This window comes from Dietzia sp. B19 (genome assembly GCF_014145155.1).
GTDB lineage: Bacteria > Actinomycetota > Actinomycetes > Mycobacteriales > Mycobacteriaceae > Dietzia > Dietzia natronolimnaea.
The window spans coordinates 1-13,492 of the sequence record NZ_JAALED010000221.1; the positions used below are offsets into that span (position 1 = coordinate 1).

At 67.7% G+C, this 13,492-nt stretch carries 15 protein-coding genes; 3 read left to right on the forward strand and 12 right to left on the reverse strand.

Going from position 1 to position 13,492, the window contains the following annotated elements; genetic code table 11:
- Window positions 1-807: FtsX-like permease family protein (locus tag G6020_RS07345; RefSeq protein WP_182610175.1), on the forward strand; the 807-nt coding region annotated here is incomplete at its 5' end.
- Window positions 808-829: 22 nt separating this feature from the next.
- On the opposite strand, the gene G6020_RS07350 is transcribed toward G6020_RS07345, so the two are convergent.
- From G6020_RS07350 to G6020_RS07400, 11 genes are all read right to left on the reverse strand, one after another.
- Window positions 830-1,456 (reverse strand): A24 family peptidase, encoded by a 627-nt coding sequence (locus tag G6020_RS07350; protein ID WP_347238334.1) that lies wholly within the window; start codon window positions 1,454-1,456, stop codon window positions 830-832.
- Window positions 1,457-1,476: 20 nt separating this feature from the next.
- Window positions 1,477-2,367 carry a type II secretion system F family protein gene (locus G6020_RS07355; RefSeq protein ID WP_182610184.1) on the reverse strand — a complete coding sequence of 297 codons (891 nt, stop codon included), beginning with the start codon at window positions 2,365-2,367 and terminating at the stop codon, window positions 1,477-1,479.
- Window positions 2,368-2,407: 40 nt separating this feature from the next.
- Window positions 2,408-3,364 carry a type II secretion system F family protein gene (locus G6020_RS07360; RefSeq protein WP_241732608.1) on the reverse strand — a complete coding sequence of 319 codons (957 nt, stop codon included), beginning with the start codon at window positions 3,362-3,364 and terminating at the stop codon, window positions 2,408-2,410.
- On the reverse strand, window positions 3,361-4,878 hold the full coding sequence (locus tag G6020_RS07365) for an ATPase, T2SS/T4P/T4SS family (RefSeq protein WP_182610177.1): 1,518 nt from the start codon (window positions 4,876-4,878) through the stop codon (window positions 3,361-3,363). The genes G6020_RS07360 and G6020_RS07365 overlap by 4 nt, the downstream gene beginning before the upstream one ends.
- Window positions 4,875-6,116, reverse strand: a complete 1,242-nt coding sequence (locus tag G6020_RS07370; RefSeq protein ID WP_182610178.1) for an AAA family ATPase — start codon at window positions 6,114-6,116, stop codon at window positions 4,875-4,877. Before G6020_RS07370 ends, G6020_RS07365 begins: the two co-directional genes overlap by 4 nt.
- Window positions 6,113-6,820, reverse strand: coding sequence for a Flp pilus assembly protein CpaB (gene cpaB / locus G6020_RS07375; protein ID WP_182610179.1), 708 nt, complete (start codon window positions 6,818-6,820; stop codon window positions 6,113-6,115). The genes G6020_RS07370 and cpaB overlap by 4 nt, the downstream gene beginning before the upstream one ends.
- Before the next feature lie 25 nt (window positions 6,821-6,845).
- Window positions 6,846-7,745: a pilus assembly protein TadG-related protein gene (locus G6020_RS07380; RefSeq protein ID WP_347238335.1), complete on the reverse strand. Its 900-nt coding sequence runs from the start codon at window positions 7,743-7,745 to the stop codon at window positions 6,846-6,848.
- A 32-nt stretch (window positions 7,746-7,777) separates the two neighbouring features.
- Window positions 7,778-8,164 carry a TadE/TadG family type IV pilus assembly protein gene (locus G6020_RS07385; RefSeq protein ID WP_182610181.1) on the reverse strand — a complete coding sequence of 129 codons (387 nt, stop codon included), beginning with the start codon at window positions 8,162-8,164 and terminating at the stop codon, window positions 7,778-7,780.
- A gap of 111 nt (window positions 8,165-8,275) precedes the next feature.
- Window positions 8,276-8,497 carry a Flp family type IVb pilin gene (locus G6020_RS07390; RefSeq protein WP_182610182.1) on the reverse strand — a complete coding sequence of 74 codons (222 nt, stop codon included), beginning with the start codon at window positions 8,495-8,497 and terminating at the stop codon, window positions 8,276-8,278.
- A gap of 502 nt (window positions 8,498-8,999) precedes the next feature.
- Entirely contained in the window at window positions 9,000-9,596 is a 597-nt protein-coding gene (locus G6020_RS07395; RefSeq protein WP_182610183.1) for a transcriptional regulator, read from the reverse strand.
- Between the two features lie 168 nt (window positions 9,597-9,764).
- Window positions 9,765-11,006: an acyl-CoA desaturase gene (locus G6020_RS07400; RefSeq protein WP_179523565.1), complete on the reverse strand. Its 1,242-nt coding sequence runs from the start codon at window positions 11,004-11,006 to the stop codon at window positions 9,765-9,767.
- A gap of 337 nt (window positions 11,007-11,343) precedes the next feature.
- Between G6020_RS07400 and G6020_RS17435 the strand changes: the two genes are divergently transcribed.
- The gene (locus G6020_RS17435) at window positions 11,344-11,475 is read left to right on the forward strand and encodes a hypothetical protein (protein ID WP_259846053.1); all 132 of its coding nucleotides are present in this window, start codon (window positions 11,344-11,346) and stop codon (window positions 11,473-11,475) included.
- Window positions 11,476-11,604: 129 nt separating this feature from the next.
- Here G6020_RS17435 and G6020_RS07405 read toward each other — a convergent pair whose 3' ends face one another.
- Entirely contained in the window at window positions 11,605-12,465 is an 861-nt protein-coding gene (locus tag G6020_RS07405) for a mycofactocin-coupled SDR family oxidoreductase (protein ID WP_179523564.1), read from the reverse strand.
- Between the two features lie 100 nt (window positions 12,466-12,565).
- Here G6020_RS07405 and G6020_RS16990 point away from each other — a divergent pair.
- Window positions 12,566-13,492: NYN domain-containing protein (locus G6020_RS16990; protein WP_241732610.1), on the forward strand; the 927-nt coding region annotated here is incomplete at its 3' end.

Consider the following 13,492-nt stretch of genomic DNA (forward strand, 5'->3'; position numbering starts at 1 on the left):
GCGGCCGCCGGCGGGCCGGTCGGCGAGCTGCTCGAGGCCACCGTCCTCGACGGCTCTCTCGAGCCGGAGGCCGACTCCCTCGTGGTCTCGCGGGAGGTCTCGCGGGACAACGGCTGGACGATGGGCACGCGGGTCCCGCTCGTCGGCCCGGACGGCAGTGAGTCCACCCTCCGGGTGACCGGTGTCTACGACGACGCCCAGATCCTCGGACCCTTCTACACCGGTATCGACGTCTACGAACGGCTGGTGCCGGAGAACCTCCGCTCGACCGCGATCGTGCTGGCCAAGGCCGCCGAGGGCACCTCGCCCGACCAGGTGCTGGCCGCCGTCACCGAGGAGCTCTCCGACATCCCGATCGCCACCGTGCAGAGCAAGCAGCAGTACATCGACGTCCAGTCGGGCGGGATCGACCAGCTGCTGACGATCATCTACGCCCTGCTCGGCCTGGCGTTGGTGATCGCGGTGCTGGGGATCGTCAACACCCTGGCGTTGTCGGTGATCGAGCGGCGCACGGAGATCGGCATGCTGCGGGCCGTGGGCATGCAGCGGTCCCAGATCCGGCGGACGATCAACCTCGAGTCCACACAGATCGCCGTGTTCGGGGCACTGGTCGGCGCGGCGGTCGGCGTCTATCTGGGCTGGGCGTTCGTCTCCGTGCTGGCGGACAGTGGGCTCAGCGAGACCACCATCCCGTGGGAGACCATCGGGATCGTGTTGGTGGCCTCGGCGTTCGTGGGGGTCCTGGCCTCGCTGTGGCCGGCGCACCGGGCCGCCAAGACCGACCCGCTGGAGGCGATCGCGGACTAGCCGGGGTGGCTCTCGGTGGGGTCTAACCGCCCACCGAGAGCCACGCGGCCACCGCCGCACCGGTGATCATCGCGGGACCGAACGCGATGCCGGTGTGGCGGTCGGCTCTACGGCTGAGGAGTAGCACCAGCGCCACCACGGCGTTGAGTGCGAACGCGGCCAGGGTCCCGATCAGCACGTACTGCCACCCCAGCCAGCCCAGGAAGAGGCCGAGCACGCCGGCGAGTTTGACGTCGCCCAGCCCGAGTCCCGAGGGGTTGATGAACGCGAGGGTGAAGTAGAACGCCAGCAGGGCGAGCGCCGCGGCGGCGGCGCGCCCCAGGGCGCCCCAGTCGCCGGTCACCGCGGACGCCACGCCCAGCGTCGCCAGGAGGACCGGGTACATGGGTACGACGACGACATCGGGCAGCCGATGCACGGCCAGGTCGATCGGTACGAGCAGCCCACAGGCCACCGCGAGCGCCGCGAACGCGATCAGCTCGGGAACGGTACCGGCCAGCCCGGCGGCTCCCGCCCCACCGGCGGCGGCCAGGCCCACGTGGAGACCGGAGTGCAGCCAGCGGGAGTCGGAGTCGGCGATCGTCCGAATCCACCCGGTCAGCGCCGCGGCGAGTGCCCCGCACACCACGGCGGTGAGGATTACGGTCACTGGCGTGAGGGTGACGGCCACTAGGAGAAGGCCTCCATCATGTTCATCGCTGTCGGGCCCAGGAGCACGATGAACAGTACCGGCAGGATGCACACCATCAGGGGAAAGATCACCTTGACCGGGATCTGCATGGCCTTCTCCTCCGCGCGCTGGCGGCGTTTGCTCCGCAGCTCCGATGCCTGCGTGCGCAACACGTCCGCGATCGAGATGCCGTAGGCGTCGGCCTGGATGATGGCGCGGACGAAGCGGCGCAGGTCGGCGACGTCGGTGCGGCGGGCCAACGATTCGTAGGCGTGGCGGCGCAGCTGGCCCACCTGGATCTCCTGCAGGGTGCGGGTGAACTCATCGGCGAGTGGGCCCTTGCCGTTCTTCGCCGCTCGCGCCATGGCCGAGTCGAAGCCCAACCCGGCCTCCACGGCGATGGTCATCTGGTCCAGGGTGTCGGCCAGCTCCAGCTGGATTGCCTGGCTGCGCTCCTGTCCGCGGCTGTGGAGGAGCAGTTCCGGGACGAAGTAGCAGACCAGGGTGACCGCCGCGGCCAGGAACACAGGTAGAGCACCGGTGGTGCTGGAGACGAACAGCAGGCTCAACAGCGCCGCCCCGATGCCCAGCACGAGTTTGGCCACCAGCAGCTTCTCGAGGGGCCACCCCTGGGGTCTGCCGGCTTTGATCTGCAGCTTCTCGAGCATCCGGATCGACGGCGCCGGGGTGAACTTCCGCGCGATCGTGGCCAGGGTGCCACCGGTCTCCTCATCGTCTGGCGCCGCATCGTCGACCACCTGGTGTTCCGGGTACATCCCGCGTGTCAGGTTGAGCACCGTGCGCTGGCGCGCCCGGCCGGGTCCGGCGAGCACCGCCCAGCTCAGCAGGAACACCGCCACCGCCAGGACCGAGACGGCGAACAGGGCCATCGGTGCCACGGCATGCCTCCTTCCAGAACGCTCGATGCGTTCAGAACCTGATGTTGACGACCTTGCGCAGCCAGAGCGCACCAACCACGAGCAACACCACGCTGACGCCGATCAGCGTGTAACCCAGCAGGCCCTCCGTGAACTTGGAGATGTACTCGGGATTACTCACGAACAAAAAGCCGCCAATGCCAAAGGGCAGTGCCATGAGGACGTAGGCCGAGAGTTTGCCCTCGGCGGCCAGCGCCTTCACCTGGCGGCGGATCTGGTTCCGCTCGCGGATGGTGTGACCGACCCCGTCGAGCACCTCGGCCAGGTTGCCGCCGACCTCGCGGTTGATCGCGATGGCCTGCGTGACCCACTCGAAGTCCTCGCTCCCCATGCGCCGGGCGGTCTCCTCCAGTGCGGGGGCGAGATCACGGCCGACCCGGGTTTCGTTGATGATGCGGGCGAACTCCTCCGAGGTGGGCTCCTCGGCCTCTCGCGCAACGGAGGCCAGGGCCTGGAGCAGGCTGTGGCCGGCCCGCAGGCTACTGGCCATGAGCTGCAACGAGTCGTCCAGCTGGTCGGCGAAGGCGGCCCGGCGACGGGAGGCGCGGATGTCCAGCGCGAACTTGGCACCGATCGGAGTGAGCGCGGCCAGGAAGAGTCCGGTGACCGGCCCTACAGCGACAAGCCCCAGTGCGAAGGTCACCACTGCGGCGACGCCCACCAGGAAGACGAAGTCCTGGAGGCCCATCTTGACCCCGGCGCGTTCCAGCGCACCGGCCCCCGGTGCGCCGCGGCGGCTCAAGGCGGTGTCGATGGCCGAGGTGGCCGCCGTCGCCGTCCGCGAGATGATCCCGGGCCCCTCGTGAACCCCTGGCCGACGCCGGGCACGGGGGACACTTCCCGGACGCGGGGAGAGGACGAGAAACGCGCCGATGAGTAGTGCCAGGGAGAGTGCTGCCACCCCGAGCCCGGCCGGGGAGGCCAGGACCTGGCCCATGGACTCGTTCATCGGCTTTTCCCGGGGGGTGAGGGAACATCGAACACCCGCGGCGAGAGCGTGATGCCCATTTCTTTGAATTGGTCGGTGAAGCGGGGGCGCACCCCGGTGGAGATCGGCTTGCCGAGGAATTTCCCGTCGGTCCCGACGCCGGCGGAATAGTCGAAGAGGAACGCGTCCTGCAGGGTGACCGTCTGGCCCTCCATCCCCTGGACCTCGGTCACCGCGGTGACCCGTCGGGTGCCGTCACGCAATCGGGTCAGCTGGATGATCACGTCCACGGCGGAGGCGATCTGCTCCCGGATGGCCCGCAACGGAAGGTCCATCCCGGCCATCAGAACCAGCGTCTCCAGGCGGGCCACCGCATCGCGCGGGGAGTTGGCGTGGACGGTCGAGAGCGACCCGTCGTGACCGGTGTTCATGGCCTGCAGCATGTCCAGGGTCTCGCCGCCACGGACCTCGCCCACCACGATCCGGTCCGGGCGCATACGCAGGGAGTTGCGTACGAGATCGCGGATGCTGATCTCGCCCTTGCCCTCGATGTTCGCGGGCCTGGCCTCCAACCGGACCACGTGATCCTGCTGCATCTGCAACTCGACCGCGTCCTCGATGGTGACGATGCGCTCGGACTCGGGGATGAACGAGGACAGGACGTTGAGCAGCGTGGTCTTTCCACTGCCGGTGCCGCCGGAGACGATGATGTTGAGCCGGGCCTGGACGCAGGCCCGGAGGAGCTCGGCCATCTCCGGGGTGAGAGTGCCGAACCCGATCAGGTCGTTGACCTTGAAGGGGTCCTTGGAGAACTTACGGATGGTGAGCGACGAGCCGTTGACCGCCAACGGGGGGATGACGGCGTTGACGCGGGAGCCGTCCGCCAGGCGGGCGTCGACCAGCGGAGAGGACTCGTCGATTCGTCGCCCGATCCGGGAGACGATCCGCTCGATGACCTGACGCAAGTGCTCCTCGGAGGTGAAACGGGCGGAACTCCGGGTGAGCCGTCCCCGCTGCTCGACGTAGATCATGTCCGGGCCGTTGACCATGATCTCGGTGACCGTGGGGTCGGCCAGTAGCCGCTCCAGCGGACCGTGCCCCAGGACGTCGTCCTGGATGTCGCTGATGAGCCGCAGCCGCTGTTCAGCGGTCAGTGGGACCGTCTCGTCTTCCACGACCTTGTTGAGCTCGGTGCGCACCAGGGCGTGGAGCTGATCCTCGGTGAGCGACGGGTTGTTGAGCCTGGCGCCGACCCGTTCGAACAGCGCGGCGGACGCGCGCTCCTTGAGGGCGATCAACGCGTCGGGCTCGGGAAGCGCCGAGGGAACCGGGGAAGCCGGCTGGGTGACCCTGATGGTCTGCGGTGGCGTGGTAGCCGGGATGGCTCGCGGAGGTACGGTGGCACCGCTCTGACCAGGAGCGATCGAGGTCTCCCGCGCAGGTGTCATGGCCGGTGTTGTGGCCGGGTCGCCCGGGGCGAGTTCGGGCGCGGCGCTCTCGCCTCGGGCGGCGCGCAGGCGGTCGCTCAGGCTCATCGTGTGCCTCCTCGGCGCAGGCGGTGACGGCCTCCGAGTCGGGAACCGAGCTTGGTCGCCGCGGGCCCGGGCTCCTTCAAGGGCGCAGGGGCAAAGCGATCCACCAGGCGCCGCAGCTTCTTGGTCATGGGATCGCGGACCTCGTTCTGCATCAGCGGAACCCCCTGATTGACGGATACCGCAGCCGCCCGCGAGCGAGGCAAGACGAGGTCCACACCGGTGCCGATCGTCGCCTCTACATCCGCTCGGGTGAGCCCGCTGTGTGCGTCAGCAAAGTTCACCACCACGTGGCGGCGGTCGAAGCCCATTCCCAGGTCACGGAGAATGTCCAGTTCCTTGCGCAGTCCCCGCACTCCCGGGACGTCCATGCTGGTGACCAGGATCAGGTCGTCGGTCATATCGAGGGCCGCGAGGGTGTGGTCTGTCAGTGCCGGGGCGGTGTCAATGATGACGAAACGGAACTCCGCCGCCAGCGTCTGGAGGAGATGGGTGAGTTCCGATACGCCCACCAGGTCGGCCTCGGCCGGGGAGTTCGGTCCGCACACCACGGTCAGGCCGGTGTCATGCTGGGTGAGGAACGTCTTGAGCACCATCGAGTCGCGCGCGGCCGCTCCCTGCACCACGTCGACGATGGTGTGTTCGGGTGTGAGGTTGAGAGCGTTGGCGACATCTCCGAACTGCAGATCCAGGTCCACCAGCACCGTGGAATGTGGTGCGGACCGGGCAAGCCCGACGGCCAGGTTGGCGGCGATGGTTGTCTTGCCGACGCCGCCCTTGGGCGAGACCACGCTGATCACCTGTCCGCGCCGCGACTGCGGGCCCGCGCCGGCGTCGGTGCCGTCCCCGTGTCCGGCCGGAGCGCGCTGTCGGGTGACCCTGATGGCTCGATCAAGTGCCCCTCGGATCTCGTCCTCCTCCGATTCGGTGGGTACGATGTCGCTCACCCCCGCCCGCATGGCCGCGAGTCCGAGTTCGGCGACCCGGTCGCTGACCAGGACCACTGCGATACCGGGGCACTCGACATCGAGCCGCGAGGCCAGCGCGAGGGCGGCTTCTGTCCCGGAGCGCTCGTCGATCACGACGACCTCGGGGATCTCCCCACCGCCGAGTTGCTGGAACAGCTGCGCGGGGCTTTCCGGGAGCGGGCCCGGGGGCAGTGCCGGTATCGGCTGGCCGGTGGCAGCCCGGAACCGGTCGCGGAGGTCGACGAAGTCGGTGGCCAGCAGAATGTTGTTCATCGGTACACGTTCCCCGGGTTGACGATGCGGGTGCCGTCCTCCGGCGTGGCGGAGTCCTCAAGGGAGAGCCAGATCGAGCCGTTCTCTCCCGAGAAGACGACCTTTTCCGCGTCCGGGGCCGTGAGCGCCAAAGTCACCATCGCGCCACCGTCGTGAACCGGGGCGTCAGCGGGATCGGTCGAACCGGCCTCTTCGGACGCGGAGGGAGACAACCCGCCCTGGACGCGCAGTACGAGGATCTTGTGGAGCAGCAGGTGGGTCTGGTCTCCGATCGTGGCGAAGACACCCACCGTGTCCCCGGGAGTGATCGTTCCACCGACGACCTGGGGCGAGTTCAGAGGAATCGTCACCTGGTGGAATCCCTCCGGAGCGGGGATGCCGCCGAACTGCTGGAGGGACTGCAGTGACGCGAAACGTCCGGCCAGAAGCTGTTCCCCGGCAGCGAGATCGGTGGCCGCGACCATGTTTCCGAGCTCCCGGAGGTCAGTCACCGAATTCGGTCCCACAGCCGTGGCGGGAAGCTCTCGCGTCTCCACCAGTTCGCCTAACGCAGAAGCAGGGGTTCCCTCGCTGATCGGGGCGGTCGCGATCAGGACGCTCACCGGCTGGAGGTCTGCCATGGCCCGTTCGTCGGCTGCGCTGACGTAGCGCAGGAGGAGGGCGGCGCCCAGGAGCGCCAGGAGGACGGCGACGGCTACTGCCACGACACGACGGTTCACTTCAGCTCGCTTACTCGTTTGGGAGGAGGTAGACGGCAGTGGCGCCGAGGTTCTGCGTGGTTGGCCCGTACTCGAAATCGTCTGAGCGATCGAGGAACTCGGTGAAGTAGCCGCTGATACAACGTTCGTTACCTCTGCACGGGCTGTTCCAGTTCGCGCCGGACAAGTGGTAACCGGTGATCGTGAATGCCGCGTACCCGTAGACGCGGTAGTAGGCGTTATTCCCTCGCCCGCGGTACTGGTCGAACAGCGGCAGGAGAATCGTCTTGTTGTGGAGTGACGACATGCAACTCGTCCCTCCCTTGTTGCCGGGGGCTCCCTGAACTTCCTGACCGATCCGGGTGAATGCCTGACAGGTTCCCGCATTCGGTGCCAACCAGCCGAACCCACCCGGAACCAGGTTCCCCGAGGGCACGGGGCAGTCCGTGTTGGAGGTCTTGGTGAACTCGATGGTCCGCTCGATCTTGTCCGACGGAATCCCTCCGCCGGTCTGCGCCCAGAACTCACACACGTAGAAGGCGAGCGGAAGGGCAGACGTACCGCTGATCGGCGAACCCCACCCCGCGGTACTTACGGCTCCGACCTCGGACTCGTTGATGCCCAGAACAGGTGCGAACCAGTGCTCTCGAGTACCGGACGTGTCGACGGTGACCTTGCCGGCTGCTGCCACGAGGTCCACCGACACCGAGTTCTCGGCGGCCGAGGTGTTCATGTCCACGAGCTGCCGGGCGGTTGTTCTGGCCCGTGTGGTCCCGCAGTCGCTCCTGGCACAATCCTGGGCGATCGCCAGAGCGGCGGCGTCCGCTCCCATCTGCAACTTCTGCTTGTCGGAGTGAACGGCGGCGATGTCGATCGAGATGGCGGCAAATCCGATCAGCGGGACCATCAACAGAGCGACAAGGACGCTCACGGCACCTCGGTCGCGATGTGCCCGACTCGCGTCTACCCGTTGCATCGCATGCTCCCGGTACCGGTGAGGGTGAAGTCGCCCATCGGGAGGAACCCGCTGAGCATCTCGAACGGATAAGTGACGGTGACTGTCGCGGTGGGGGTCGAGTCCTCGGGGGCGCAGTTCGCAGGCGTCACTTCGACGTCGGACTCGGGAATGCCCAATCCGATCGCGGCTGCTGTCGCGGCCGACTTGGCGGCGTCAACGTCGTTCTGCAGCGCCATCACGCGAACGCCGTCACGGGCGGCGTTGGAGAGCGTGGTCTGGATGTTGTACGCCCGGCCGAACTCGATGATCCCGATCACGAGCGTCAACAGGATCGGGACGACCAGGGCGAACTCCACGGCCGCGGCTCCGCGGTCACGAAGGGGTCTGGTCATGGCGAGTCCTCGAGGGGTGAGGGGAGGGGAGGGTTCAGAAGAGGGGGCTAAACCGGCTCCGGCGCAGCACCCTGAAACCAAGGGAACTACGCCGGAGCCGGATAGGGGGCCTTAGCCAGCGGCGGGAACCGCGGACACACGGTTGGCAACGCCATCGAAGAGGTCACGAAGCTCCGTGCCCAGCAACGCCACCGTCACGATGATCGCCACCGCGATCAGCCCGACCATCAGGCCGTACTCGACGGCCGTAGCGCCGCGGTCCTTGCGGTCCTCGAAGCGGTCGTTGACGAGGGCGTAGAGCGTGAAGAAGTAGGTAGCGGCTGCCTGGCTCATGATGAACCGTCCTTCTGGTGCGGGGGTCGGTCGACCCGAGGGGAGGGGTGCGTCCGATTCGTTATGAATCAGTGACGAGAATCACTATGGCACATAGCTTTCGATTGTCAAGACAATTTGATTAATTCGTGGGCTCAGTTCACCCCGGCGTCCGGTCGGACGGCGGCCGGACTGGCTCGCGCCAGGCCGTGCAGTCGAACCCGGCTGCGCGAGGGCAGTCCGGATTCGCAACTTAACGCCGCATGCATGCACTCGCACAGCGGTTATCACCGGTTGGGAGGATGCGTGAACGGAGGGGTGGCAGAGGCACGAAACAGACAGTCTTCACACATGGCTGACGTATCACGGTGCTTCTGGGCCGGAACTTTAGACTGTGAGAACCTTAAAGGTCAAGTCAGGTTTGCCTAAGTGGCACCTGCGGCTGGGTCTGGACGAGCGTCAGAGAGCGCGCTACGGGCACGCGTGGAAGATGTAAGGGTTGTCGCCCCTCGGGGGCGAGGGATCAGCGCAGGAGGCCGAAGAGGCGTCCGCCGCGATGTTCGTGGCGCGAGAGCGCGGACCCCAGGAGGTCGGCGTCGTGCTCGTGGTCGACCTCGGCGCCGGCCAGCCGGCCCACGGTGCGCTCCCATAGCAGCCCCTCGTACACGGCCAGGAGGTCCAGAGCGGCGGCGGCGGGGTCACGCAGCCCGGCGGCGTCAAGAGCGCCGGCGAGGTCGCTCGGGTCGAGCAGGGCGGCCACGAGATCGGTGGTGTCGTCCTTGCCGGTGAGTTCCATGATGAGCGCGGAGCGGGCTGCCAGCTCGCCGCGGTAGTCGGCGAGGAGGCCCTCGATCATCCGCGTGAGCATCGCCAGGACGTCGTCTGCGTCGGAGGAGGCGAGCTCCTGGATCCCGGACACCTCGACGAACCCGCGCAGGAGGGAGGTGAGCCTGTCGACGGTGAGTGAGAGGAGTTGCGCACGGGTCCGGCAGTAGTAGGAGGTCGAGCCGGAGGGCAGTCCGGCCTCGGAGTCCACGGCGCGGTGGGTCAGCGCGCGGACGCCGTCCCTGGCCACCACCTCGATCGCCGAATCGGCGATGAGCATGCGCCGGTCCTCCATGGTGGCTCCCGTCGTCGTGGTTCACAGGCCTTCGGCTCGACCGCTGTAGCGCGGGTCGCTGCCGACTAGAGGGTCAGCCTATCGCCGGGATCCCGTTCCTGGATCGAAACAACTCCACGCCCCGACACCGGTTTCGGTGTCGGGGCGTGGAGAGGGTGGCCGGGCGGGTCAGGCCGCCGAGGCGACCTTGCGGGCGCGCCGCCTGGCCGAGTACGTCAGTGCCGTCTGCAGGCCAGCCCGCTGCCCTTCCTCCTGCGCGGGGAGAGGCTTGGGCAGGTCCGCGAACATGCGCTCGGAGTGCGTCTCCGGGGCGTCGTCCGCCGTGCGCCGCAGCATGTGGTCGGGCAGCGACATCTTGGCGATGGTCCTCCACGCCTTGAAGTACTGGACGGGCAGCGGGCCCGCCACGTACGGCAGGTCGTACTTGCGGCAGACCTCGCGAACCCGCACCGATGCCTCGGCCAGACGGTTGGACGACATGTCGGGGTAGATGTGGTGCTCGATCTGGTACGACAGGTTGCCCGAGAGGAAGTCGATGACAGGCCCGCCGGTGAGGTTGGCGGAACCGAGCATCTGACGGAGGTACCACTCGGCGCGCGTCTCGTTCTCGACGTCCTTCTTGGTGAACTTCTCGGCGCCGTCGGGGAAGTGCCCGCAGAAGATCACCGCGTTGGTCCACACGTTGCGGATGCCGTTGGCGGCGAGGTTGGCCGTCAACGTGGACTTCCAGCCCTTGCGGGAGAGCGCCGGGTAGAACACGTAGTCCTTCGCGAGCTGGCGCCCGGCCTTCTTGGCGAACAGGCCGAGCTTGTTCATGGTCTCGCGGCGGTCGTCCCGCCCCTTCGCGACCTTGCCCAGCTCGAGATGCTGGATACCGACGCCCCACTGGAACAGCAGCGCGAGCACCGCGTTGTAGACCAGGTTGCCGTAGAAGAACGGGTGCCAGCGCTGGTCGCGCGTCACGCGGAGCACTCCGTACCCGACGTCGTCGTCGAGGCCGACGATGTTGGTGTACTTGTGATGGATGTAGTTGTGAGTCTGCTTCCAGTGCTCGGCGGTGCCCACGATGTCCCACTCCCACGTGGTGGAGTGGACCTCCGGGTCGTTCATCCAGTCCCACTGCCCGTGCATGATGTTGTGTCCGAGCTCCATGTTCTCGACGATCTTGGAGAGCCCGAGTGCGCCGGCGCCAATGGCCCACGCGGTGCGGTTGCGCGACCCGACCATCAGCAGTGCACGAGAGCCCACCTCGAGGGCGCGCTGGAAGCGAATCGTGTTGCGGATGTAGGTCGCGTCCCGCTCGCCGAGGGAACCGATGATGTCCTGGCGGATCTGCTCGAGTTCCTCACCGAGGGCTTCGATGTCGGCCTCGGAGAGGTGTGCGAATTCCGGGATGTCCGTGATAGCCATGAACCTACGGTACCGTAACTTACGGTCGCGTAGGTAGGGTTTAGTTGGTTGGGTCACACTTGAGGCTCGACCTCGGCCCGTGGCGGGACGCCTCGATTCGGGGAGCGGGAACCCCGCTCGGGTCGAGGCTACGGCGCTCTGGCCAGCGGCGGAGCCTGTCGATGCCACATCGTTTGTCACGGTTGTGTAACGTCGACCGGGTTCGCGGCGACATAGGGGTTGTCACGCGCCGCGGGGGGCTCGAGGGAATTGCTGGAGCCCGTCCGGCGGCAACGGGGACCACCAGACCGCCAGATACGCAAGTACGCTTTCAGTACGGATCACAAGGGGACACATCATGAGCAGCGCCAACGACATCTTCCTGCAGGCCATCCAGCCCATCGTCGACATCTTCTGGACTCTGGTGTGGACCGCCACCGGCTCGACCGTCAGCGTTCCCCGCCCGGTGGCGCCCACGCCGTCCACCTGATCAGGCGCGGCCAGGTGAGAAACCTGGCCCCCTGAACCGGCTCGCTACCCCGGCCCGCCTCTCGGATGAGAGGCGGGCCGGAGTGCATTTCCTGCCCTCGGCACAGGTCCGCGCCCCGAGCCCGAGCCGTCACAACCCGAACTTCTCGCTTCCGCCCAGGTCGATCGGGATGGAGGCCCCGGTGATCCCTGCGCCGGCGGCGCTGCACAGGTAGACGGCCATCGACGAGATCGCCGACGCCTCGACCCACGGCTCGGGCAGCTGGTTCATCCCGCTGAAGGTCTCGGCCGCGTCCTCGAGCGTCGTGCCCTCGCCCCCGGTCATCATGGCGATCATCGACGGGTTCTCGATCATGGGGGTGCGGACGTTGCCGGGGTGGATGGAGTTGCACCGCACGCCCGAGAAGCCGAGCTCGCCGGCCAGCGACTTGGCCAGCCCGCGGACCGCCCACTTGGAGGTCGTGTAGCTGGCGGTGAACGGTGCGCCGCGAAGGCCAACCATCGAGCTGATGATCACGACGCACCCGCCCCGGCCGGTGGCCAGGATGTGGGGGATCGCGGCCGTCGTGGTGACCCAGGTGCCCTTGAGGTTGATGTCCAGGGTGGTGTCCCATTCCTCTTCGGAGCGCTCCCAGGAGGCGGAGGGCTGGGGGGACACCCCGGCGTTGGCCACCACGAAGTCGAGTCCGCCCAGTTCGGCGACCCCGGCATCGACGGCCTCCCGCATCCCGGGCAGGTCGCGGACGTCGACCTCCGCGGTCACGCACCTGCGCCCCAGCGCCCGGACGGCTTCCGCGGTGGCCCGGAGGTCCTCCGGCCGGGCCATCGGATAGGGGACCGTCTCGATGTCGCGGCACAGGTCCAGGGCGATCACGTCGCACCCGGCGGCCGCGAAGGCCTCGCAGTGGGCCCGGCCCTGCCCCCGGGCGGCCCCGGTGACCAGCACGACCTTTCCGGTCAGCTCGGGAGGGGTGGCGGTGGGGCTCGACATGGTGGGTGTCCTTCTGTGATCGGTGGCGGGCCCTGCGGGGTCGTCCGCCCTGCGGCATGCTGGAAGTCCAACGTAGACAAAGTGATAGGTAGTGATCATCATGCTCGAACGGACACTGGTTCTAGTGGATACCTCGTATCTACTAGCTAGCTTCTACAACTCTTGGGAGGAGGGTGCGCGCGGTCAGTTGGAGATATCCCTGGCCACGGTCGTGCACCGTTTAGATCAGGTCGCCCACGGTCTCGTGGACCAGCCGGTCCAACGACAGAACTGGTACGACGGGATCCCGGATTCCGGCCCGCACCGGTACCAGCGCACGCTCCGCGTGATCGAGGGCGTTCAGCTGCGCGCGGGTCAGTTGATCGAATGGGGCGAGCGCCGAACCCAGAAGGCCGTCGACACACTTCTGGTCGCGGACATGATCCAGGCCGCCTACAAGGGGCAGTGTTCCGACATGGTGCTGGTCACCGGGGACGCCGACATGATCCCGGGGGTCCGGGTGGCGGTGGACGCAGGTGTGCGTATGCACCTGGTGGGGTTCGGTTGGGATTCCATCTCCTCTGCGTTGCGCCACGCGTGCGACACGACCTCGGTGCTGGATCCGCGCACCGATTTCCACGACGCCATGCAGATCAGGGTTCTGGAGGGGCCGATCCCGCCCAAGGTGCGATCGTCCGCCGAGCGGCCCACCGCGCCCGGAGACGACGCCAGCGAGCCGGTCGGCGAGGAGTCGGTGGGGATGGTCGAGGTGGATCTTAGGTCCGATCGCGCGTCCGCCACCTCGGTGGCCGACGAGACCAGCCTGACGATCGCCGACGAGGAGTGGGCCGCCGACGCCGAGGAGCGGGCGGCAGATGAACAGGACTGCGCGGCGATCTCCGAGATCCATGCTGCTGACATCGATGACGCCGAGACCGCCGCGGGATTGACGCCCGCGAACGAGCGCGGTGCGAAGCCGGGCGCCGGAGCGGGGCCGGCGGGGAAGGTCCGTGGGTCACGGCCGGAGCCCCAGCCGCAGTCGCCGCAC

What these genes read in the sequence shown, in the direction of transcription:
- G6020_RS07390 (WP_182610182.1), bottom strand. Translation starts at nt 8,497, where the DNA reads ATGAGCCAGGCAGCCGCTACCTACTTCTTCACGCTCTACGCCCTCGTC.
- G6020_RS07365 (WP_182610177.1), bottom strand. Translation starts at nt 4,878, where the DNA reads ATGAGCCTGAGCGACCGCCTGCGCGCCGCCCGAGGCGAGAGCGCCGCG.
- G6020_RS07370 (WP_182610178.1), bottom strand. Translation starts at nt 6,116, where the DNA reads ATGAACAACATTCTGCTGGCCACCGACTTCGTCGACCTCCGCGACCGG.
- G6020_RS07385 (WP_182610181.1), bottom strand. Translation starts at nt 8,164, where the DNA reads ATGACCAGACCCCTTCGTGACCGCGGAGCCGCGGCCGTGGAGTTCGCC.
- G6020_RS07405 (WP_179523564.1), bottom strand. Translation starts at nt 12,465, where the DNA reads ATGTCGAGCCCCACCGCCACCCCTCCCGAGCTGACCGGAAAGGTCGTG.
- G6020_RS07400 (WP_179523565.1), bottom strand. Translation starts at nt 11,006, where the DNA reads ATGGCTATCACGGACATCCCGGAATTCGCACACCTCTCCGAGGCCGAC.
- G6020_RS07360 (WP_241732608.1), bottom strand. Translation starts at nt 3,364, where the DNA reads ATGAACGAGTCCATGGGCCAGGTCCTGGCCTCCCCGGCCGGGCTCGGG.
- G6020_RS07395 (WP_182610183.1), bottom strand. Translation starts at nt 9,596, where the DNA reads ATGGAGGACCGGCGCATGCTCATCGCCGATTCGGCGATCGAGGTGGTG.
- G6020_RS17435 (WP_259846053.1), top strand. Translation starts at nt 11,344, where the DNA reads ATGAGCAGCGCCAACGACATCTTCCTGCAGGCCATCCAGCCCATCGTC.
- G6020_RS07355 (WP_182610184.1), bottom strand. Translation starts at nt 2,367, where the DNA reads ATGGCCCTGTTCGCCGTCTCGGTCCTGGCGGTGGCGGTGTTCCTGCTG.